We start from the raw sequence: 22,085 nt of genomic DNA on the forward strand, positions 1-22,085 counted from the left end.
GGACCCGAATGCGAACTGGTGACAACACCAGCACAGGCGCCCCAAAGACTCAGCGCACTGGTGACTCAAGTGTCGCCAGCGTGTCTTTGGCGGATCCGGCGTTGGAAAACGCCGTCACAGAAGGAATGCGCCGCAGCGAAGAACTGCTGAATTACGAGCTCAGCTTGGGCGAGGAGTTCCTCGTTGAAAGAGTGTGTCATTTGGCAACTGCAGGCGGAAAGCGATTCCGCCCGATGTTCTCCATGATGGCTGCACAGTTCGGGCCTGAGTCCGATAGTGAAGACGTGATCACGGCTGCGGCTGTCGTCGAGATGACTCACTTAGCAACCTTGTACCACGACGATGTCATGGACGAAGCGGACATGCGTCGAGGCGTCCAGTCGGCGAATGCCCGATGGTCGAATTCGGTTGCCATCTTGGCTGGCGATTACTTGTTTGCCACCGCATCACGCTTGTTGTCGCGGCTCGGATCGCCAACAGTGGCGCACTTCGCGCAGACTTTCGGTGAGTTGGTCACAGGTCAGATGCGAGAGTCCATCGGTTGCCCAGAAGGTACCGACGAGATCGAGCACTACCTCGATGTCATTCGAGAGAAGACGGGTGTTCTCATCGCATCGGCTGGTTATCTCGGCGCATTGCATGCAGGTGCAGACATGAAGACCGTCGAGTCGTTGCACAAGTACGGCGAGCTCGTTGGCCTGGTCTTCCAAATTGTCGACGACATTATCGACATCTCTTCGAACTCTGAGCAGTCAGGTAAGACCCCGGGGACGGATCTTCGAGAGGGCGTATTCACGCTGCCTGTGTTATACGCATTGCGCGAGCAGAGTGATGCCGGCGCACGCTTGCGTGAGATCCTCGTGGGACCTGTGACTGACGACGCACTTGTCGACGAAGCCTTGGAGCTGCTCGCTAAAACTAGCGGTTCTGCGCAGGCACTCGATGTTGTTCGCGATTTGGTTCAGCAGGCCGAGGCTGCCATCGCCGACTTGCCTGAGATTCCGGCCAAGGATGCGTTGCGCATGCTCGCTAGATACACCGTAGACCGGGTTGGCTAGACCTTGATCACGGTTTGACCAGCGGATTTGGCTCAAATGCTGGTTAATGTGTAGAGTTCCAATCGCACCACATTGAGGTGCACGCCAGATTGCCCGAGCGGCCAAAGGGAGCGGATTGTAAATCCGTCGGTTTTTACCTACGTTGGTTCGAATCCATCATCTGGCACAAAAAGAAGCGTCCGAGATTTTCTCGGGCGCTTTTGCTTTTTGAGGTTATTCTTGGGCTGTCTTCCGCGGTTGTTCTCCGAATTCTGCAATCGCACTCCGAGGCAATGCCATCTTGACGTTAAAAACCGTCGCCGAAATGTGTTCTGTCCTGCGGATTTGTGTTCGTTAGATAGTTCGGGTTAATCTTTCCAAGGCTTCGCAAGGAGCGCAGCGCACAGAGCGTTTGTTTCCAGAACTGGGAACTTGCAATCTTGGTGCAGTGCAACGCGAGAAGCTGATGCCCCCTTAGCTCAGTCGGCAGAGCGTTTCCATGGTAAGGAAAAGGTCGACAGTTCGATTCTGTCAGGGGGCTCTGTTCTTTTATGTAGTGCATAAAGAGAACGGGGCGATGTAGCTCAGATGGTGAGAGCGCACGACTCATAATCGTGAGGTCGGGGGTTCGATCCCCCCCATCGCTACTGGCGAACACTCGGGTCGTCAACTCGCACTAGTCGTCGTGCTAGGGTGGGAAACCGTCGTTAGTTTTCAACGACAGAGGGGCGTAGCTCAATTGGCAGAGCAGCGGTCTCCAAAACCGCAGGTTGCAGGTTCGATTCCTGTCGCCCCTGCAAGTCCCTTTTAAACGGTGGACCCCAATTTTGCGTAGGAGAATCGTGGCCGAGGATAAGAACACCAAGTCAGGCGCTGGCCTTAACTTTGAAACGGCCCGTCCAACTGGTGCAGCCCGCCCATCTACTACCGAGGCTCCGACTGGTAAGCGCTCCGCTACCAACGCTAATGCTGTTGCAAAGAAGCCGGCAAAGCGTGCATCCGAAACCGACGAACTGTCGACGCGGAATCCCATCACTTTCCTCAAGCAGGTTGTTGCTGAGCTTCGCAAGGTCATTTGGCCAACTGGTCGTCAAATGGTTACGTACACCATCGTTGTGTTGTTGTTCCTGATCTTCATGGTGACGGTGGTTTGGGGCGTCGACACACTAGCTGGTTTGGGTGTCCGTTCAATCTTTTCAAGCTAGTCGGGTATAGTACTTCGACAGAGATGCTTTACATCCCGCCACCGCAAGCCGGTAGGCGGGATTATTCTTTGCTCCACCTCGCGTCTGCACCGAGCGCATCAGGTTAGGTTCGTCGAATATTTTTCGACGAACCTAGACTGGGCGTCAGACGCACACACAATAGGTTTTCCGAAGGGTAGACACCGAATGAACGACGAGAACAACTACTTCGCTGAAGCTCAGGCTCAGGCAGAAGCGACTGCGGCACAGAACGAGCAGGCAGTACAGGAAGAACCAACTGCCGACGCTGCTGAGGCCACCGAAGCCGTCGACGCCGCCGAAGCGACCACTGATGCGCCAGAGCAGGCTCCAGTAGAAGCTGCCGACGAAGCTGAGGCGACCGAACCGGCAGCTGCAGCTGATGCCCCGGCTGAGCCAGCAGCCGACGCTGCTGCTGAAGCACCAGCCGGCGAGGTAGACCCAGAAGCTGAGTACCGTCGTCGTCTGCGTGAGTTCCAGCGTGAGCTGAAGCGTCGCCCTGGCAACTGGTACATCATCCAGTGCTACTCGGGTTACGAGAACAAGGTGAAGACCAACCTGGAAATGCGCGCACAGACCATGGGCGTCGACGAGCAGATCCACGAAGTCGTTGTTCCAATCGAGGAAGTGGAGGAGCGGAAGGACGGCAAGAAGAAGATCGTCAAGAAGAAGCTGCTTCCTGGCTACGTCCTCGTTCGTATGGAGCTGGACGATCCTTCGTGGTCCGTTGTGCGCGATACCCCTGGTGTGACGTCCTTCGTTGGTTCTGAGGGCCACCCAACCCAGGTCAAGATCCGCGAAGTCGCTAAGTTCCTCATGCCGAAGGAAACCGTCACCGCTGCCGTCGTCGACGGTGCAGATTCCGACGGTGAGCTCGCAGTCGCTGCAGCTCCGAAGGCTGAAGAAGCTAAGACGTCCATCGATTACGAGGTCGGCGAGTCCGTCACCATCCTTTCCGGCCCGTTCGCTTCTGTTGCTGCGACCATTTCCGAGATCGACTCAGCAACCGGCCGCATGAAGGCTCTGGTCTCTATCTTCGGCCGTGAGACTCCTGTCGAGCTTGGTGTCGACGAGGTTGAAAAGCTCACCTAAACCTTCACTTCGAACACTGCTTTACGACGATCGTCGTAAAGCGTGATCAGCGATTTGGGCACACGCCTGGTGCTGCGGTAACGTAGCCCGGCGTGTGCTTTCGTATAGGGCGCGCATTCATTTGAACTTATCCCCGGTGGCCAGGCTCGTACGCGAGGTGGCATCCGGACGGGGTTGGTGTTTTGTTTCATCGGGACACCAGGTACCCGGTAACTAGGAAGTAGGTAATCCGATGGCTCCGAAGAAGAAGCTTTCTGCGCTGATCAAGCTGCAGATCCAGGCAGGCGCTGCTAACCCAGCTCCTCCAGTTGGCCCAGCACTGGGTGCGCACGGCGTCAACATCATGGAGTTCTGTAAGGCATACAACGCTGCGACTGAGAACCAGCGCGGCAACGTTGTTCCTGTTGAAATCTCCGTGTACGAAGACCGTTCGTTCACCTTCGTTCTGAAGACCCCACCAGCAGCTAAGCTGCTGCTGAAGGCTGCTGGCCTGAAGAAGGGCTCCGGCGTTCCACACACCGACAAGGTCGGTTCCGTTACGTGGGAGCAGTGCAAGGAAATCGCAGAGCTGAAGAAGCCTGACCTCAATGCAAACGACATTGAGATGGGCGCACGCATCATCGCTGGTACCGCTCGTTCCATGGGCATCACCGTCGAAGGTGCAAAGTAAGTAACCCCCGTGGCAGGGCCAGCTTTCGGCCCGTCAACCACATCCAACACTCTTTAGATTGGACTCATAATGAGCAAGAATTCTAAGGCATACAAGGCAGCAGCCGAGAAGGTCGACAAGGGTCGCATCTACTCGCCAATCGAGGCAACCACCTTGGTTAAGGAAACTGCTTCCAAGAACTACGATCCATCCGTAGACGTTGCTATCCGCCTGGGCGTTGACCCACGTAAGGCAGACCAGCTCGTTCGTGGCACCGTTTCGCTGCCACACGGCACCGGTAAGACCGTCCGCGTCATCGTTTTCGCTGCTGGCGAGAACGCTACCAAGGCTGAAGAAGCTGGCGCTGACATGATTGGCACCGACGAGCTCATCGAAAAGATCCAGGGTGGCTGGACTGACTTCGATGCTGCTATCGCAACCCCAGACCAGATGGCCAAGGTTGGTCGCGTCGCTCGTATCCTCGGCCCACGTGGTCTGATGCCAAACCCTAAGACCGGCACCGTCACCCCAGACGTTGCTAAGGCAGTCAAGGAAATCAAGGGCGGTAAGATCTCCTTCCGCGTTGATAAGGCTTCCAACCTGCAGGCAATCATCGGTAAGGCTTCCTTCACCGCTGAGCAGCTGGCTGAGAACTACGGTGCTCTCATTGACGAGCTCCTGCGTCTGAAGCCATCTTCTTCCAAGGGTAAGTACCTGAAGAAGATCACCATCTCTGCAACCCAGGGACCTGGCATTCTCGTTGACAACACCGTCATCAAGAACTTCACCGGTGCTGAAGAGGCGTAAGCCACACCTTTAGTACTGCATAACCCCGGCACTTCCTTGTGAAGTGCCGGGGTTGTTGCATTCGCGGTGCTGGTTGGCTCCCGCAATTTCTCAAAAATGACCACGACTAGGCGGGTAGCGCCTAAAATCCGGGGTATGCAAATGACCTCTCGCGCTGAAATCGAGCGCCGCGCCCTGGACACAATCAGTGGCTTGGCATCCCTCGATGACGGTTCGGGCTGGATTAAAGACGAGTTGATCGCTTTCCTCGACTCGCTTGGCGACGATCTGTATAGGTACCCACGCCTACGCAGGGAGGGCCACTGCCTTTTGGGTGTTGTCCTCATTGGCCTGGAGGAAGATGATGCAGTGGCGGACTTGTTTAACCGCACAGCCAAAGACTGCACGTTGTATTCGTCTGACCTGATGGCGATGCCAGCGGTACAGGAAGCTATTGACGCCGCGAAGACAGTCATCATCCATATGCTCCGCGCTATGGCCCGCATGGAGGCGGTGGAGCTAAAGGAGCTCGTCGAAAAGCAGATTGAAGTTCCGGGATTACCACCTGCAGTTGTCGTCGCGCTTCGGATGACCAATGACTTGCTGGGGGCAGCGAGCTTGGATGCGCATCCGGATGACATGGTGCGGGTGGTGCAGCGTTACGCCGATTCGGTGATGTTTGCCGGCGATGTCGATCTGCTGGCGTATTTCATGGAAGTAGAGCGGTATGTAGAGAACCGGGAACGCCAACTGAAGTTTGGAATGTGGGAATAGAAGCTGGCGGAACGTTGCAGTTGACCAGCGATTTTGTCCTAGTATGCAACTAGGCTATTGTTTCTAACGAAGTTTGACTGACTTTCGGAGCGCGCAAGAGATTGCTCGCAACGAGGAGTTGGCAATCAAGTTTCACCGAAGACCGTCGGTCACCCGAGAAATCGGGTTGAAGGCTCAGCGAAACGCTGGCGGCCCACGTAGGAGGACTTGGGACAGTAGAGAAGCTTCGTGTTTCTCGCTTCGTGTCGTGTGTAAACATGGCCCGGTAATGCTGCGCCCCTGATGCCTTTTGCGTCTGGGGTGCTTTTGTTTTTCTGGTGCTAGACCGTTGGAAACTACGACAGACCAGGAAGGAGGCGAGAGTACACATGGCAGTAACCGCTCAAAAGGAAGCAGCTGTAGCAGTACTGAAGCAGGATGTTGAAGAGTCCAGCGCTGTAGTTCTGACTGAATACCGCGGCTTGACCGTTACCGAGATTACTGAGCTTCGTCGCGCACTTGGTGCAGACGTTAAGTACTCCGTCGCCAAGAACACCATGATCAAGCTCGCTGCTAACCAGGCGGGCATCGAGGGTCTTGATGATCTCCTGAACGGCCCAACCGCTGTTGCCTTCATTAAGGGCGAAGCTGTTGACGCTGCTAAGGCGATCAAGAAGTTCTCCAAGGAGAACGACAAGCTCGTGATCAAGGGCGGCTACATGGACGGCGCAGTCATGGACTCCGCTCAGTTCGAAGCCCTCGCGGATATGGACAACCGCGAGACCACGCTGGCAAAGCTGGCTGGTGCTTTCAATGGCGTTCTGGCGAACGTCGCTGGCCTGCTCGATGCTCCTACTTCCTCCGTCGCACGTCTTGCTGCGGCACTCGAGGAAAAGAAGCAGTAGAGCTGCGGCCCGTACGCGAAAAACCACATATAACTTTCGCGGCCAATCGGCCGCACCATACTTCATAGGAGAAATTCCATGGCTAAGTACACCACCGAGGAACTGCTCGAAGCGTTCAAGGAAATGACCCTCGTTGAGCTCACCGAGTTCAAGAAGGCTTTCGAGGAAGAGTTCGACGTAACCGCAGCTGCTCCAGTTGCTGTTGCTGCTGCTGGCGCTGCTGGCGGCGAGGCTGCTGCTGAAGAGAAGGACGAGTTCGACGTCGTTCTCGAGGACGCAGGCGCTAAGAAGATCGGCGTTATTAAGGCTGTCCGCGAGATCGTCTCCGGCCTGGGCCTGAAGGAAGCTAAGGAGCTCGTTGAGTCCGCTCCAAAGGCTATCCTGGAAGCTGCTTCCAAGGACGACGCTGAGGCTGCAAAGACCAAGCTCGAAGAGGCTGGCGCTAAGGTTTCCCTCAAGTAATTCCCCGGAATTCTTGTTGAGTGTGGCCTAGTTGCCCACACAAACTTGTAAAGGCCACTCACCTGCGTTATGCAGGTGAGTGGCTTTTGCGTTGTATGGATCAACGCAATGCCCTACCAGAAGTCGAGCCAGATGTGACCTGTCACAAGAGTGTTCAGTACGTAGCGCACTAGCTTCGTAACACCGATGACTTCTGGGTTTCAATCCACCAACTGTAAAGTGACACTTATGCTTCCACGCTCGCGCATCGCTTCAGTCCTCATCTTGGGACTCGGAGCCGCTCTGATCGCCATTGGTGTGCTGTTGCCACGCTTGCTTTCCGACGATCCCAAGTTGCCACTCGACCTCCCTCCGACGTCGTACGTCATGCGGTCTGCTGAGGGTGTCTCCAGCAAGATTGCGGAGGATGGCAGTAGGGAAGAGGTGACATCACCGATTCGTCGTCAGTTGCACGGTGAATTGATCCAGCCTGCGGATAAGGAGCGCGTGTCCCTACGTGTAGGCACGTCGGTCATTCGTGAAATGGATGCAGAAGTCGTTGGTACCGCTGACATTACTGAGCTGATTGATGCACAGGTATGGACGTTTTCCATTGATCGCCTCAGCGGTAAGTTCCAAGGTCCAGCAACCATTGTGGATCGAATGGCTGGTGTGCCACGCCAGGTGCCTGTCGACGGGTACTGGGTGAAGTTCCCCGCCGGAACTGAGGAGAAGACCTACCCGGTATTCGATGACTTCTTGCGAGAGTCTGTTCCTGCAGATTTTAAGGGCAAGGACACTCGTAATGGGGAAGAGGTTTTGCACTTCACGCAGAAGATCGACAAGACCAATGTGGCGACTCATTACCGGGGTAACAACACGCATATCTCCATTGACGGCAAAGATGGTTTCCTGACGTACGAGGGAACCCGTGATTGGTACGTCGAGCCACGATCTGGCCTAGTTGTTGATGTCGCGGAGGACATCAACTTGTGGTGGGAAACGCGCGATGGCGAAAAGCTCATGACCTACTTGGATTTCACCGGCAAGATGGAAGAAAGCGAAACGGCGTGGCTTCTGGCAGGTGCCCGTCACGTCTACTCGACGACCCCCCTTCGTCCGTGGTCAATCGCGCTCATCACCATTGGTGCGATCCTCGCTTTCGCTGGAACCGTGGGTGCTGTCCGGCCAGAACGTCGTAAAGCAGGCGATGAGCCAACACCAGTCGAACCAGAAGAGAAGAAGTTCACGCTGGATCCAGTACAGGATGACCAGTAAAAATCTAAAAAAGTGGTCGCCAATCCCTGCAGACTTCTGAAATCGGGGTAGGGTGTGCTGTGCACGCGCTCAGTGCCGGACGCAGGCCCGTCCGAAACTGCCCGCCCGAGATTTTTCGTCGGCACTGATTGTGTGACACGCCGGTGCTGCCGGCGCTACCGTTCAGATGGTTCCGCTTCGGCTAGTGGACAATCGAGACTAATTCATATAGGCTGAGTCGTTGCGCTGGAATTAGTGTGTCTGGACGGGCTTTAAAGCTGAAATTTGCGGGTAAAACACAACGTTTTTTCCGCCCTTTTCGCGTTGAGATCGACCAACACGCGCTCCCAATTCCTGCAACTAATACGCGTATAAACCAAGCGGGCGGGCTAACCAATGGGGTTTTTGGTTGCTCACCGCGTGAGGTGCTGGAAGGACGCATCTTGGCAGTCTCCCGCCAGACCAAGGCAGTTACCGGTATTCCCGGAGCTTCGAAGAGGTTCTCGTTTGCGAAGATCAGCGAGCCAATTGCGGTTCCTGGTCTTCTTGATTTGCAGCGTGAATCTTTCGCATGGCTCATTGGCACGCCCGAGTGGCGTGCTCGTCGACAAGAAGAGCTAGGCGAAGAGGCACGTGTAACAAGCGGCCTCGAAGACATCCTGGAAGAATTGTCCCCAATTGAGGACTACTCGGGGAAGATGTCTCTGACTTTGTCAGATCCGTGGTTCGACGATGTGAAGAACACCGTTGATGAATCCAAGGACAAGGACATCAATTACTCGGCGCCACTGTATGTGACCGCAGAGTTCACCAACCGCGAGACCGGTGAAATTAAGAGCCAGACCGTTTTCATTGGTGATTTCCCAATGATGACCGGTAAGGGCACATTCATCGTCAACGGCACCGAACGTGTCGTTGTGTCTCAGCTCGTCCGTTCGCCGGGCGTGTACTTTGACGAGACCATCGACAAGTCCACCGAGCGTCCGCTCCACGCAGTGAAGATTATCCCTTCACGTGGTGCGTGGCTCGAGTTCGACGTCGACAAGCGGGACACCGTCGGCGTTCGTATCGACCGTAAGCGTCGTCAGCCAGTCACTGTGCTGCTGAAGGCTTTTGGTTGGACCACCGAAGAGATCAAGGAGCGCTTCGGCTTCTCTGAGATCATGATGTCGACTCTGGAGAAGGACGGCGTCGCTAACACCGACGAAGCTCTCCTCGAGATCTACCGCAAGCAGCGCCCAGGCGAGCCACCAACGCGTGAGTCTGCGCTGGCACTGCTGGAGAATAACTTTTTCAAGCCAAAGCGCTACGACCTGGCAAAGGTTGGTCGCTACAAGGTCAACCGTAAGCTGGGCCTCGGCGGCGACGCTGTAGGTGAGATGGTGCTCACCGAGCAGGACATCGCTACCACTATCGAGTACCTCGTGCGTTTGCACGAAGGTGAGAAGACCATGACCTCGCCAGACGGCGTAGAGGTTCCAGTTGAGGTCGACGACATCGACCACTTCGGTAACCGTCGTCTGCGTACTGTCGGCGAGCTGATTCAGAATCAGGTTCGCGTTGGTCTGTCCCGTATGGAGCGCGTCGTTCGTGAGCGCATGACCACGCAGGACGTCGAGTCGATCCAGCCAACCACACTGATCAACGTTCGCCCAGTCTCCGCAGCTATCCGTGAGTTCTTCGGTACTTCGCAGCTGTCGCAGTTCATGGATCAGAACAACTCGCTGTCGGGCTTGACCCACAAGCGTCGTCTGTCGGCTCTTGGCCCAGGCGGTCTGTCGCGTGAGCGTGCTGGCCTCGAAGTTCGAGACGTGCACCCATCGCACTACGGTCGTATGTGCCCAATTGAGACCCCAGAAGGTCCAAACATTGGTCTGATTGGTTCGCTGTCCGTGTACGCACGAGTGAACCCATTCGGTTTCATCGAGACTCCTTACCGTCGCGTTGTCGACGGACGCATCACCGATGACGTCGATTACCTGACCGCTGATGAAGAGGACCGCTACGTCGTCGCACAGGCAAACACGCCTATCGACGAAAACGGTCAGTTCGTTCAGGAGACCCTGTCGGTTCGTAAGAAGGGTGGCGACGTCGAGTCGGTCCGCGCTTCCGAGGTTGACTACCTGGACGTGTCTCCTCGCCAGATGGTGTCGGTCGCTACCGCAATGATTCCATTCCTCGAGCATGACGATGCTAACCGTGCCCTCATGGGTGCGAACATGCAGCGTCAGGCTGTGCCACTGCTGCGTTCCGAAGCCCCATTTGTCGGTACCGGCATGGAGCAGCGCGCCGCATACGATGCTGGCGACGTTGTCATCGCACCTTGCGACGGCGCAGTAGAGACCGTCACCGCTGACTTCATCACCATCATGGATGATTCCGGTCAGCGCCACACCTTCCTGCTTCGCAAGTTCGAACGCACCAACCAGGGCACCTGCTACAACCAGAAGCCTTTGGTTGACGAAGGCGATCGTGTTCTTGAAGGTCAGGTCATTGCGGACGGCCCAGGCACCGATAACGGTGAAATGGCTCTCGGTAAGAACCTGCTCGTGGCATTCATGCCATGGGAAGGCCACAACTACGAGGACGCCATCATCCTCAACCAGCGCATGGTTGAAGAAGACATCCTGACCTCCATCCACATCGAAGAGCACGAGATCGACGCTCGTGACACGAAGCTGGGGCCGGAGGAAATCACTCGCGACATTCCTAACGCATCCGAAGAGATGCTGAAGGACCTCGACGAGCGCGGCATTGTGCGTATTGGTGCTGACGTTCGCGATGGCGACATCCTCGTCGCAAAGACCACCCCTAAGGGTGAGACGGAGCTGACTCCAGAAGAGCGCCTGCTCCGTGCGATCTTTGGCGAGAAGTCCCGTGAAGTTCGCGATACTTCGATGCGTGTTCCACACGGCGAGTCCGGCAAGGTCATTGGTGTTCGCGTGTTCTCGCGCGAAGACGACGACGACTTGGCTCCTGGCGTCAACGAGATGATTCGTGTCTACGTGGCACAGAAGCGCAAAATTCAGGACGGCGACAAGATGGCAGGTCGTCACGGTAACAAGGGTGTTATCGGCAAGATTCTGCCTCAGGAAGACATGCCATTCCTTCCAGATGGCACGCCAGTTGACATCATCCTGAACACGCATGGTGTTCCTCGTCGTATGAACATCGGCCAGGTTCTGGAAGTTCACCTCGGCTGGTTGGCAAAGGCTGGCTGGACCATCGACGGCGATCCGGATTGGGCAAAGCGCCTGCCGGCAGAACTGCACGATGTGCCAGCTGACTCTCTCGTCGCAACGCCAGTGTTCGACGGCGCGGAGAACGAGGAGCTCGCAGGTCTGCTTGCGTCCTCGCGTCCAAACCGCGACGGCGACGTCATGGTGAATGCAGACGGCAAGGCAACCTTGTTCGACGGTCGCTCGGGTGAGAAGTTCCCATTCCCAGTGTCTGTTGGCTACATGTACATGCTGAAGCTGCACCACTTGGTCGACGAGAAGATTCACGCACGTTCCACTGGCCCGTACTCCATGATTACCCAGCAGCCGCTGGGTGGTAAGGCACAGTTCGGTGGTCAGCGCTTCGGTGAAATGGAAGTGTGGGCAATGCAGGCATACGGTGCTGCATACACCCTGCAGGAACTTCTGACCATCAAGTCTGACGACGTGGTCGGCCGCGTGAAGGTCTACGAAGCAATTGTTAAGGGAGACAACATTCCGGATCCAGGTATTCCGGAGTCGTTCAAGGTGCTCTTGAAGGAGCTCCAGTCTCTGTGTCTGAATGTCGAGGTTCTCTCGGCTGATGGCGTACCAGTTGAGCTCGGTTCTTCGGATGACGACGAACTTGATCATGCAACTGCGTCTCTGGGTATCAACCTGTCACGTGACGAGCGCACCGACGCTGATACGGCTTAGTCCGTACCAGTGAGGCGCGCCCTCACGCACGAAAGCCCATACATACTCAAAACGTAAGAAAACCTCCGCAATGTGAATACCGCGGAAGGAAAGGGAAAACAGGTGCTCGACGTCAACAACTTTGACGAGCTCCGTATTGGACTCGCCACCGCTGACGACATTCGCCGCTGGTCGCGCGGTGAGGTCAAGAAGCCAGAGACGATTAACTACCGCACGCTCAAGCCAGAAAAGGACGGCCTTTTCTGTGAGCGCATCTTCGGACCTACCCGTGACTGGGAATGTGCTTGTGGTAAGTACAAGCGCGTCCGCTTCAAGGGCATTATCTGTGAGCGCTGTGGTGTAGAAGTCACCAAGTCTAAGGTTCGTCGTGAGCGCATGGGCCACATCGAGCTCGCCGCTCCAGTAACCCATATTTGGTACTTCAAGGGCGTGCCTAGCCGCCTTGGTTACCTCCTGGACTTGGCTCCGAAGGATCTGGAAAAGATCATTTACTTCGCGGCTAACATCATCACTTCCGTCGATGAAGAGGCTCGTCATAACGATCAGACGACCCTCGAAGCTGACATGCTCGTCGACAAGAAGATGGTCGAGGATGACCGCGACCAGGAGCTGGCAGAGCGTGCTCAGGTTCTGGAACAGGACCTGGCTGAGCTTGAAGCTGCTGGTGCGAAGGCTGATGCTCGTAAGAAGGTACAGAACGCAGCGGAACGCGAAATGCGCCACATTCGTGAGCGTGCTCAGCGTGAGCTCGATCGTCTGGATGAAATCTGGAACACCTTCATCAAGCTTGAGCCAAAGCAGATGATCATCGATGAGTCGATTTACACCGAGCTCGTCGACCGTTACGAGGACTACTTCACCGGTGGTATGGGTGCTGAAGCTATTCAGACCCTGATCCGCAACTTCGACCTCGAAGCTGAGGCTGTTGAGCTGCGCGAGATCATTCGCGACGGCAAGGGCCAGAAGAAGATGCGTGCACTGAAGCGTCTGAAGGTCGTCGCTGCATTCCTGCAATCCAAGAATGACCCAGCCGCCATGGTGCTTGACTGCATCCCAGTCATCCCACCTGAGTTGCGTCCAATGGTTCAGCTCGACGGTGGTCGCTTTGCGACGTCCGACTTGAATGACCTCTACCGTCGTGTCATCAACCGCAACAATCGTTTGAAGCGCATGATCGACCTGGGTGCTCCAGAGATCATCGTGAACAACGAGAAGCGCATGTTGCAAGAGTCCGTTGACGCCCTGTTCGACAATGGTCGTCGCGGTCGTCCGGTCACCGGCCCAGGCAACCGTCCGCTGAAGTCTCTCTCGGATCTGCTGAAGGGTAAGCAGGGTCGTTTCCGTCAGAACTTGCTGGGTAAGCGTGTTGACTACTCTGGCCGTTCGGTAATTATCGTTGGTCCACAGCTCAAGCTGCACCAGTGTGGTCTGCCAAAGCTGATGGCTCTCGAGCTGTTCAAGCCTTTCGTCATGAAGGAGCTTGTTGCAAAGAGCTACGCGCAGAACATTAAGTCTGCGAAGCGCATGGTCGAGCGTCAGCGCCCAGAGGTGTGGGACGTTCTCGAAGATGTCATTACTGGCCACCCAGTGATGCTGAACCGTGCACCAACGCTGCACCGTCTGGGTATTCAGGCATTCGAGCCAGTCTTGGTCGAGGGTAAGGCTATTCAGCTGCACCCACTGGCATGTGAAGCATTCAACGCTGACTTCGACGGTGACCAGATGGCAGTTCACTTGCCTCTGTCTGCTGAAGCTCAGGCTGAAGCCCGCATCCTGATGCTGTCGTCGAACAACATTTTGTCGCCAGCATCCGGTAAGCCACTGGCTATGCCACGTCTGGACATGGTCACCGGTTTGTACTTCCTGACCCTGGAGAAGGCTGAACTTCCTGGCGGTTACCAGGAAGCATCCGCAGACGCTCCAGAGCAGGGTATTTACGAATCTCCAGCGGAAGCGATCATGGCTATGGACTCCGGTGCCATCGGTCTGCAGTCGCCAATCAAGGTTCGTATTTCGCACCTGCGTCCGCCAGCTGACATTGAAGCTGAGCAGTTCCCAGATGGATGGGAAAAGGGTCAGGTCTGGACTGCACGTACCACCCTGGGTCGTGTCATGTTCAACGAATTGCTGCCATGGAACTACCCATACGTCGAAGGCATCATGAGTAAGAAGCCACAGGCTGCAATCATTAACGACCTCGCTGCGCGCTACCCAATGATTACGGTCGCACAGACCGTCGACAAGCTGAAGGATGCGGGCTTCTATTGGGCTACGCGTTCCGGTGTGACCATTGCCATGTCGGACGTTTTGGTTCTCCCTAACAAGCGAGAGATCCTGAACGAGTACGAAGCGAAAGCTGTCACCGTCGAGAAGAAGTTCCGCCGCGGTAAGCTATCCGCTGCTGAGCGTCACGAATCGCTGGTTAACCTGTGGAAGGCTGCTACCGCCGAGGTCGGCGAAAAGGTTGAAGCTCTGTACCCAGACGACAACCCAATTCCGATGATCGTGAAGTCGGGCGCTGCCGGTAACATGGGCCAGATTCACTCCCTGGCTGGCATGAAGGGCATGGTGACGAACCCACGTGGTGAGTACATCACTCGCCCAATTAAGACCTCCTTCCGTGAAGGTCTGTCGGTTCTCGAGTACTTCAACAACTCCCACGGTTCCCGTAAGGGCCTGGCAGATACCGCGCTGCGTACCGCAGACTCCGGTTACTTGACGCGTCGTCTTGTTGACGTCGCCCAGGACGTCATCGTGCGTGAGGACGACTGTGGCACCAACCACGGTGTCGATGTCGAGATTGGCGTTCCAGTGTTGGATGCTTCGGGCGAACCTACTGGTGAGCTGCGTCGTGCCAAGTACATTGAAACGTCCGCGATCGCTCGTATCCTCGCGGCCGATGTAGTTGACTCTGAGGGCAATGTTGTTTTGCCTGAGGGCCACGACATTAACGATGAAGATGTCACGCTGATGCTCAACAAGGGCATCGAGAAGATCCGAGTCCGCTCGGTTCTGACCTGTACGACTCCAACGGGTGTCTGTGCCAAGTGCTACGGCCGTTCCATGGCAACGGGTAAGACCGTTGACATTGGCGAGGCTGTCGGTATTGTTGCAGCTCAGTCGATTGGTGAGCCGGGTACCCAGCTGACCATGCGTACGTTCCACCAGGGTGGTGTCGGTGGCGACATTACCGGTGGTCTGCCACGTGTTCAGGAACTGTTCGAGGCACGCGTGCCAAAGAACAAGGCTCCACTGGCAACGGTCGACGGCACTGTTCGCCTGGAATCGGACGAGCACTTCTACACGCTGACCATCGAACCTGACGACGGTTCGGAAGATGTCGTGTACGAGAAGCTGTCCAAGCGTCAGGGTCTTGCCGAGATCCACGCTGGCGACCGTATTCGTGCACTGGAGACCGGCGATAAGGTTCGTTCCGGCGACCAGCTCATGAAGGGTGCAGCCGATCCGCACGAGGTTCTCACAGTTCGCGGACGTCGTGGAGTGCAGCGTCACCTGATTGAAGAAGTTCAGTCGGTCTACCGTGACCAGGGTGTAGCTATTCACGACAAGCACATCGAGGTTATTGTTCGCCAGATGCTGCGTCGCGTGACTGTCATCGAGTCCGGTGACAGCGAGTTCCTGCCAGGTTCCTTGGTTGAACACTCCGAGGCTATGGCTGCTTCTCGAAAGGCTGTGGCTGAAGGTGGCAAGGCCGTACAGATGCGTCTCGAGCTCATGGGTATTACCAAGGCATCGCTCGCGACTGAGTCCTGGTTGTCCGCGGCTTCGTTCCAGGAGACCACTCGTGTCCTGACCGATGCAGCAATCAACAAGCGCTCCGATAAGTTGATCGGTCTCAAGGAGAACGTCATCATCGGTAAGCTCATCCCAGCTGGTACCGGTATTAACCGCTACCGCAACATCTCGGTTGAGCCGACCGAAGAGGCAGCACGTCAGGCAGCGGCTCCGTTCGCATCGCTTGGCGAGGGCTTCTACGGCGCTGAAGACACTTACGGTGCAGAGCCAGTCGGCCGTGCAGTACCTTTGGACGATCTGCCTACCTACGAGTAGTTCGTCGTAAAGCATGAAGCACCCCGGTTCCTAAAACGGAGCTGGGGTGCTTTGCTATGTAAGTGTGAGTCTAGGACTCGAGCTTTCTACGTGGTACGCGGGTGACTTCCACGCCACCCATGATTGCAACACCACGAATGATAACTTCTGGCGCATCTGGTGGAAGTTCGTGGCCAGCAATGGTGACAGTGTTGGCTGTTGTGGAGCCAAATCCGCCCATAATGCCCTGGCCAGTGACTCTCAGTCGAATGTCTTCGGGGACAATTACTTCGATTCCACCCATAATTGCGACGGCAAAAATTTCGGTGTGAGCGGACGATAAACGAGCGCGTCGCAAGTCCAACGAAATGCCGCCCATAATCGCCACAGCAGTATGTCGAGGGTCAATGATCCAATCGCCGGCTTGCTCGGAGCCAAACATGATGGCAACCGAGAGGCTGGAACCGCCAGGTTCGTTTGTCACATGAGCTTTCGCGACGGCGGCGAGATCTCGGTTGGTATAAGGATCCATTGAGGTGGACCGACCCTCAATGGCATCATCTTGCCGTGCGACAGGGTAGGGGTACTGGCTAGGTTCCTGATCAAGGATTCGAAGAGGGTCTGGTACGAGATCTTCAAGGACAGTGCCCAGATCTTTTGTCAAGGTGGTCTTCCACACCTTGTCGGTACGTTCTTCGAATTCGGTCAAGGTCAGCTGCCCGCGTTCTAGTGCGTGGGCGAGCTCTTCTGCTACACGACGACGTTGTACGTCACTGGCGCGGAGTGGAGGGGTGTCCATGCCTTCAGTCTACGGTCGCAGTGAAGTCTTTGACGGGCCGTACAGATCGTCGAGGAAACCAACGGCTCCGGCTACAAGTTCACAAATGCTGAAGCCTAGGTAGAGATAGTGAAAAGAAGTAATGGAATCCATGGCGTGGGGATAAAAATCGCAGTGAAGATGGACGGCTTCATATAGCAATATGGGCGAAAGATTGCACACCGACACGCATGTTGAAGAAGCGAGGTGGGGCAAATTCGTGTGTTCTCACCTGGCGTTTTGGGTGATTGTTGCAGGTTGCACTACTGTTATTGCCTAGTCCCACATGATTTGGGAGTATGACGACATTTACCCAGTAGGCCAGCGAGAGCGGCTGACTGGGTTCCGCACGTTTAAAAACGCCCCTCCAGCGCCGGTGCGCCACGGATTACGCCGACTGGTAGAGGCTTTAATGAAGAAAGAGGCTTCATGCCAACTATTCAGCAGCTGGTCCGTAAGGGCCGCCATGACAAGAAGTCGTCGACGTCGACGGCAGCCCTGAAGGGCTCCCCACAGCGTCGCGGCGTTTGCACCCGCGTCTACACCACCACCCCGAAGAAGCCAAACTCTGCTCTTCGTAAGGTAGCTCGTGTGCGTCTGACCACCGGTATCGAGGTCTCCGCATACATTCCAGGTGAGGGCCACAACCTGCAGGAGCACTCCATGGTGCTCGTTCGTGGTGGTCGTGTGAAGGACCTCCCAGGTGTTCGCTACAAGATCGTCCGTGGTTCCCTCGACACCCAGGGTGTCAAGGACCGCAAGCAGGCTCGCTCCCGCTACGGCGCAAAGAAGGAGAAGTAATCCATGCCACGTAAGGGTCCCGCTCCAAAGCGCCCAGTCGTAAACGATCCAGTTTACGGCTCCCCGCTGGTATCCCAGCTCATCAACAAGGTCCTCATCGACGGTAAGAAGTCCACCGCTGAGCGCATCGTCTACGGTGCACTTGAGCAGTGCCGCGAGAAGACCGGTACCGATCCAGTGCTCACTCTGAAGCGTGCGATCGACAACGTAAAGCCTGCTCTTGAGGTTCGTTCCCGCCGTGTTGGTGGCGCAACCTACCAGGTTCCAGTTGAGGTTCGCCCAGGTCGTGGCAACACCCTGGCACTTCGCTGGCTCCTCATGTTCTCCCGTCAGCGTCGCGAGAACACCATGACCGAGCGTCTGGCTAACGAGATCCTCGATGCTTCTAACGGCCTTGGCGCTTCCGTCAAGCGTCGTGAGGATACTCACAAGATGGCTGAGGCAAACCGCGCCTTCGCTCACTACCGCTGGTAGTTCGACCTGCCACCAAGTTCAATTGGTGGCAAAATAGATAAAGCAACCCGACCGACCGCGTTTAATGTGCTATCCGAAAAGCGGTTAGCCAATAACGCCAAACGATCTGAAACGAGTGGGGAATCAAGTGGCTGAAGGTGCACTTCCCGTCAAGAAGGACCTACACAAGGTCCGCAATATCGGCATCATGGCTCACATCGATGCTGGTAAGACGACAACGACCGAGCGAATCCTGTACTACACGGGCATCAACCGTAAGGTGGGCGAAACCCACGACGGTGGCGCTACCACTGACTGGATGGAGCAGGAGAAGGAGCGCGGCATCACCATTACGTCCGCTGCTGTTACCTGTTTCTGGAACGACAACCAGATCAACATCATTGACACCCCAGGCCACGTTGACTTCACCGTTGAGGTTGAGCGTTCCCTGCGTGTTCTCGATGGTGCGGTAGCAGTCTTCGACGGCAAGGAAGGCGTTGAACCTCAGTCCGAGCAGGTGTGGCGCCAGGCTCAGAAGTACGACGTTCCACGTATTTGCTTCGTCAACAAGATGGACAAGCTGGGCGCTGACTTCGAGTACACCGTCGGCACCATCGTCGACCGCTTGGGTGCAAAGCCATTGGTTATGCAGCTCCCAATCGGCGCAGAAGATGACTTCGACGGCGTCGTCGACCTTCTGCAGATGAAGGCGCTGATGTGGCCAGGCAAGACCGAGATCGGTACCGAAGCTACCGTCACTGACATTCCTGCTGAGCTTGCTGACAAGGCGCAGGAATACCACGAGAAGCTCATCGAGACCGTTGCAGAGTCCGATGAAGAGCTCATGGAAAAGTACTTCGGCGGCGAAGAACTGACCATGGACGAGATCAAGGGCGCCATCCGCAAGATGGTTGTGAACTCCGAGATCTACCCGGTTTACTGTGGTACCGCGTACAAGAACAAGGGCATCCAGCCTTTGCTCGACGCTGTTGTTGACTTCCTCCCAACCCCACTCGATGTGGGCGAGGTTCACGGCCACAAGATGGGCGACGAGGACGTCGACATGGTTCGTAAGCCTTCCCGCGACGAGCCATTTTCTGCACTTGCATTCAAGATTGCTGCTCACCCATTCTTCGGCAAGCTGACCTTCGTCCGCGTTTACTCGGGCGTTATTGAGCCAGGTGCTCAGGTTCTCAACGCTACGAAGGACAAGAAGGAGCGCGTTGGCAAGCTCTTCCAGATGCACGCCAACAAGGAGAACCCTGTCGACGAAGCAACCGCAGGTAACATCTACGCATTCATTGGCCTGAAGGACACCACCACCGGTGACACCCTCTGTGCAATGGACGCTCCCGTTGTTCTCGAGTCTATGAGCTTCCCAGATCCAGTGATCTCGGTTGCAATCGAGCCAAAGTCGAAGGCTGACCAGGAGAAGCTGGGCACCGCAATTCAGCGCCTCGCTGAAGAGGACCCAACCTTCACCGTTAAGCTTGACGACGAAACCGGCCAGACCGTGATCGGCGGCATGGGCGAGCTTCACCTCGACGTTCTTGTCGACCGTATGAAGCGCGAATTCAAGGTTGAGGCAAACGTGGGCGCTCCACAGGTTGCTTACCGCGAAACCATTCGCAAGCCTGTCGAAAAGCACGAGTACACCCACAAGAAGCAGACCGGTGGTTCGGGTCAGTTCGCTAAGGTCATCATCGCCCTGGAGCCATACGCTCCAAGCTCCGATGAGCTGGAAGAAGGCGAAAACGCTACCTACCTGTTCGAGAATGCTGTTACCGGTGGCCGTGTTCCAAAGGAATACATCCCATCCGTGGACCAGGGTATTCAGGATGCAATGCAGTACGGTACCGTCGCTGGTTACCCACTGGTGAACATCAAGGCAACCCTTCTCGACGGTCAGTACCACGACGTCGACTCCTCGGAAATGGCCTTTAAGATCGCTGGTCAGCAGGCCCTGAAGGAAGCAGTACAGAAGGCAAAGCCAGTACTGCTCGAGCCAATGATGGCAGTCGAGGTTGTCACTCCAGAGGATTACATGGGTGAGGTTATCGGCGATATTAACTCTCGCCGTGGCCAGGTTAACTCCATGGAAGACCGCGCTGGCGTCAAGGTCGTTAAGTCGCTGGTTCCACTGTCCGAGATGTTCGGCTACGTTGGTGACCTGCGCTCCAAGACCCAGGGTCGTGCGAACTACAGCATGATCTTCGATTCCTACGCTGAGGTTCCATCCTCCGTAGCAGAGGCAATCATTTCTGAGCGCACCGGCGCTTAGTTTCTTAAAGAATCGCTCCTCGTTCCCCTGCCGGGGGAGCGGGGTAGCGGCTCGCAAATTGCATCAACACGATCGTCGTGAAGCGAAGATCAGCTGTTTAACTGCAGAAAAAGTGTAGGTGTGATTTGCCGGCCGTTACCTCGTCACATTTGGGGTACGTACTAGTTTGGAATTGACTAGTAATGTGCCCTAGTATCGAGTAACTGGCACAGTGAAAAATATACTTACTCAACTGTGCGGCATTGATCGGCAAGGAATCGATACAGATTCCGCTGGTGTTCAATGACAGCAATAGGGTAGGTACCCACAAAATTGTGGCTGCGAGAGTCGTGGCCACCTAGACGTCCAGGAGGACTAACAGTGGCAAAGGCGAAGTTCGAGCGTACGAAGCCGCACGTCAACATCGGTACCATCGGTCACGTTGACCACGGCAAGACCACCACTACCGCCGCCATCACCAAGGTTCTGGCTGACAAGTTCCCAGAGCTGAACGAATCTTTCGCTTACGATGCCATCGATAAGGCACCGGAAGAGAAGGAACGTGGCATTACCATCAACGTTTCCCACGTTGAGTACCAGACGGAGAAGCGCCACTACGCTCACGTCGATGCACCAGGTCACGCTGACTACATCAAGAACATGATCACCGGTGCTGCCCAGATGGACGGCGCTATCCTGGTTGTTGCAGCTACCGACGGCCCAATGCCACAGACCCGCGAGCACGTCCTCCTGGCTCGCCAGGTTGGCGTTCCATACATCCTCGTCGCACTGAACAAGTGCGACATGGTTGACGATGAGGAAATCATCGAGCTCGTCGAGATGGAGGTCCGCGAGCTTCTGGCTGAGCAGGACTACGACGAAGAGGCTCCAATCGTTCACATCTCCGCTCTGGGCGCCCTGAACGGCGAAGAGAAGTGGGTTGACTCCATCGCTGAGCTCATGGAAGCTTGCGACGAGAACATCCCAGATCCAGTTCGTGAGACCGACAAGCCATTCCTCATGCCTGTTGAGGACATCTTCACCATTACCGGTCGTGGCACCGTTGCTACCGGTCGTGTTGAGCGCGGTACCCTGAACGTTAACGACGAGGTCGAGATCCTTGGCATCAAGGAAAAGTCTCAGACCACCACCGTTACCGGTATCGAGATGTTCCGCAAGCTGCTCGACTCCGCTGAAGCTGGCGACAACTGTGGTCTGCTGCTCCGTGGTATCAAGCGCGAAGACATCGAGCGTGGCCAGATTATCGCTAAGCCAGGTGCTTACACCCCTCACACCGAGTTCGAGGGTTCTGTCTACATCCTGTCCAAGGACGAGGGTGGTCGCCACACCCCATTCTTCGACAACTACCGCCCACAGTTCTACTTCCGTACCACCGACGTTACCGGTGTTGTGAAGCTTCCTGAGGGCACCGAGATGGTCATGCCAGGCGACAACGTCGACATGTCCGTCACCCTGATCCAGCCAGTTGCTATGGACGAGGGCCTGCGTTTCGCTATCCGTGAGGGTGGCCGTACCGTTGGTGCTGGTCGTGTAACCAAGATCAACAAGTAATCGTCTGATTACGCACTAATAATCCCCGCTAGGTTTTCCTAGCGGGGATTTTTGCCATAGTGCTGGTCTCGTGCT

General features: G+C 55.9%; 16 protein-coding genes and 4 tRNA genes. 19 read left to right on the forward strand and 1 reads right to left on the reverse strand.

The features are described 5' to 3' along the window. The first annotated feature begins 8 nt into the window (after positions 1 to 8). From WG938_RS01740 to WG938_RS01810, 15 genes are all read left to right on the forward strand, one after another. Positions 9 to 1,058, forward strand: a complete 1,050-nt coding sequence (locus WG938_RS01740; RefSeq protein WP_339976934.1) for a polyprenyl synthetase family protein — start codon at positions 9 to 11, stop codon at positions 1,056 to 1,058. An 83-nt stretch (positions 1,059 to 1,141) separates the two neighbouring features. Then, positions 1,142 to 1,224 (forward strand) — tRNA-Tyr (locus WG938_RS01745). Positions 1,225 to 1,505: 281 nt separating this feature from the next. After that, positions 1,506 to 1,578, forward strand: a tRNA-Thr gene (locus WG938_RS01750). A gap of 32 nt (positions 1,579 to 1,610) precedes the next feature. Next, positions 1,611 to 1,684: transfer RNA gene (locus tag WG938_RS01755), tRNA-Met, on the forward strand. Positions 1,685 to 1,761: 77 nt separating this feature from the next. Beyond that, positions 1,762 to 1,834: transfer RNA gene (locus WG938_RS01760), tRNA-Trp, on the forward strand. Positions 1,835 to 1,879: 45 nt separating this feature from the next. Beyond that, positions 1,880 to 2,242, forward strand: a complete 363-nt coding sequence (secE, locus tag WG938_RS01765; protein WP_339976936.1) for a preprotein translocase subunit SecE — start codon at positions 1,880 to 1,882, stop codon at positions 2,240 to 2,242. Between the two features lie 186 nt (positions 2,243 to 2,428). Beyond that, on the forward strand, positions 2,429 to 3,352 hold the full coding sequence (gene nusG / locus WG938_RS01770; protein WP_339976938.1) for a transcription termination/antitermination protein NusG: 924 nt from the start codon (positions 2,429 to 2,431) through the stop codon (positions 3,350 to 3,352). A 232-nt stretch (positions 3,353 to 3,584) separates the two neighbouring features. Next, positions 3,585 to 4,022 carry a 50S ribosomal protein L11 gene (gene rplK, locus WG938_RS01775; RefSeq protein WP_339976940.1) on the forward strand — a complete coding sequence of 146 codons (438 nt, stop codon included), beginning with the start codon at positions 3,585 to 3,587 and terminating at the stop codon, positions 4,020 to 4,022. A 69-nt stretch (positions 4,023 to 4,091) separates the two neighbouring features. Beyond that, positions 4,092 to 4,808 carry a 50S ribosomal protein L1 gene (rplA, locus tag WG938_RS01780; protein ID WP_339976942.1) on the forward strand — a complete coding sequence of 239 codons (717 nt, stop codon included), beginning with the start codon at positions 4,092 to 4,094 and terminating at the stop codon, positions 4,806 to 4,808. A 135-nt stretch (positions 4,809 to 4,943) separates the two neighbouring features. After that, on the forward strand, positions 4,944 to 5,561 hold the full coding sequence (locus WG938_RS01785; RefSeq protein WP_339976944.1) for a hypothetical protein: 618 nt from the start codon (positions 4,944 to 4,946) through the stop codon (positions 5,559 to 5,561). 368 nt (positions 5,562 to 5,929) lie between these two features. Further along, positions 5,930 to 6,445 carry a 50S ribosomal protein L10 gene (rplJ, locus tag WG938_RS01790; protein WP_339976946.1) on the forward strand — a complete coding sequence of 172 codons (516 nt, stop codon included), beginning with the start codon at positions 5,930 to 5,932 and terminating at the stop codon, positions 6,443 to 6,445. 78 nt (positions 6,446 to 6,523) lie between these two features. Beyond that, positions 6,524 to 6,907 (forward strand): 50S ribosomal protein L7/L12, encoded by a 384-nt coding sequence (rplL, locus tag WG938_RS01795; protein ID WP_339976948.1) that lies wholly within the window; start codon positions 6,524 to 6,526, stop codon positions 6,905 to 6,907. A gap of 228 nt (positions 6,908 to 7,135) precedes the next feature. Beyond that, a complete protein-coding gene (locus tag WG938_RS01800; RefSeq protein ID WP_339976950.1) occupies positions 7,136 to 8,164 on the forward strand; it encodes a DUF3068 domain-containing protein in 1,029 nt (342 codons plus the stop codon). Between the two features lie 404 nt (positions 8,165 to 8,568). Then, on the forward strand, positions 8,569 to 12,057 hold the full coding sequence (gene rpoB, locus WG938_RS01805) for a DNA-directed RNA polymerase subunit beta (protein WP_339976952.1): 3,489 nt from the start codon (positions 8,569 to 8,571) through the stop codon (positions 12,055 to 12,057). Positions 12,058 to 12,159: 102 nt separating this feature from the next. Beyond that, positions 12,160 to 16,128: a DNA-directed RNA polymerase subunit beta' gene (locus WG938_RS01810; protein ID WP_339978726.1), complete on the forward strand. Its 3,969-nt coding sequence runs from the start codon at positions 12,160 to 12,162 to the stop codon at positions 16,126 to 16,128. Between the two features lie 70 nt (positions 16,129 to 16,198). Here the strand turns inward: WG938_RS01810 and WG938_RS01815 are convergent, their stop codons facing one another. Then, on the reverse strand, positions 16,199 to 16,906 hold the full coding sequence (locus WG938_RS01815; protein ID WP_339976954.1) for a DUF1707 SHOCT-like domain-containing protein: 708 nt from the start codon (positions 16,904 to 16,906) through the stop codon (positions 16,199 to 16,201). A gap of 447 nt (positions 16,907 to 17,353) precedes the next feature. Between WG938_RS01815 and rpsL the strand changes: the two genes are divergently transcribed. The 4 genes from rpsL (at position 17,354) to tuf (ending at position 22,010) form a co-directional block, all read left to right on the forward strand. After that, complete coding sequence (gene rpsL, locus WG938_RS01820) at positions 17,354 to 17,725, forward strand: 30S ribosomal protein S12 (protein ID WP_339976956.1); 372 nt, start codon at positions 17,354 to 17,356, stop codon at positions 17,723 to 17,725. 3 nt (positions 17,726 to 17,728) lie between these two features. After that, a complete protein-coding gene (gene rpsG / locus WG938_RS01825; RefSeq protein WP_339976957.1) occupies positions 17,729 to 18,199 on the forward strand; it encodes a 30S ribosomal protein S7 in 471 nt (156 codons plus the stop codon). A 127-nt stretch (positions 18,200 to 18,326) separates the two neighbouring features. After that, positions 18,327 to 20,459, forward strand: coding sequence for an elongation factor G (gene fusA / locus WG938_RS01830; RefSeq protein ID WP_339976959.1), 2,133 nt, complete (start codon positions 18,327 to 18,329; stop codon positions 20,457 to 20,459). A gap of 360 nt (positions 20,460 to 20,819) precedes the next feature. Next, positions 20,820 to 22,010, forward strand: coding sequence for an elongation factor Tu (gene tuf, locus WG938_RS01835; protein ID WP_339976961.1), 1,191 nt, complete (start codon positions 20,820 to 20,822; stop codon positions 22,008 to 22,010). The last annotated feature ends 75 nt before the right edge of the window (positions 22,011 to 22,085 follow it).

It is taken from the genome of Corynebacterium sp. H113, from assembly GCF_037572315.1.
Taxonomy (GTDB): domain Bacteria; phylum Actinomycetota; class Actinomycetes; order Mycobacteriales; family Mycobacteriaceae; genus Corynebacterium.

Excerpts from the sequence above, each read along its gene's own strand:
- WG938_RS01740 (WP_339976934.1), top strand. The coding sequence starts at position 9 with ATGCGAACTGGTGACAACACCAGCACAGGCGCCCCAAAGACTCAGCGC.
- nusG (WP_339976938.1), top strand. The coding sequence starts at position 2,429 with ATGAACGACGAGAACAACTACTTCGCTGAAGCTCAGGCTCAGGCAGAA.
- rplK (WP_339976940.1), top strand. The coding sequence starts at position 3,585 with ATGGCTCCGAAGAAGAAGCTTTCTGCGCTGATCAAGCTGCAGATCCAG.
- rplA (WP_339976942.1), top strand. The coding sequence starts at position 4,092 with ATGAGCAAGAATTCTAAGGCATACAAGGCAGCAGCCGAGAAGGTCGAC.
- WG938_RS01785 (WP_339976944.1), top strand. The coding sequence starts at position 4,944 with ATGCAAATGACCTCTCGCGCTGAAATCGAGCGCCGCGCCCTGGACACA.
- rplJ (WP_339976946.1), top strand. The coding sequence starts at position 5,930 with ATGGCAGTAACCGCTCAAAAGGAAGCAGCTGTAGCAGTACTGAAGCAG.
- rplL (WP_339976948.1), top strand. The coding sequence starts at position 6,524 with ATGGCTAAGTACACCACCGAGGAACTGCTCGAAGCGTTCAAGGAAATG.
- WG938_RS01800 (WP_339976950.1), top strand. The coding sequence starts at position 7,136 with ATGCTTCCACGCTCGCGCATCGCTTCAGTCCTCATCTTGGGACTCGGA.
- WG938_RS01815 (WP_339976954.1), bottom strand. The coding sequence starts at position 16,906 with ATGGACACCCCTCCACTCCGCGCCAGTGACGTACAACGTCGTCGTGTA.
- rpsL (WP_339976956.1), top strand. The coding sequence starts at position 17,354 with ATGCCAACTATTCAGCAGCTGGTCCGTAAGGGCCGCCATGACAAGAAG.
- rpsG (WP_339976957.1), top strand. The coding sequence starts at position 17,729 with ATGCCACGTAAGGGTCCCGCTCCAAAGCGCCCAGTCGTAAACGATCCA.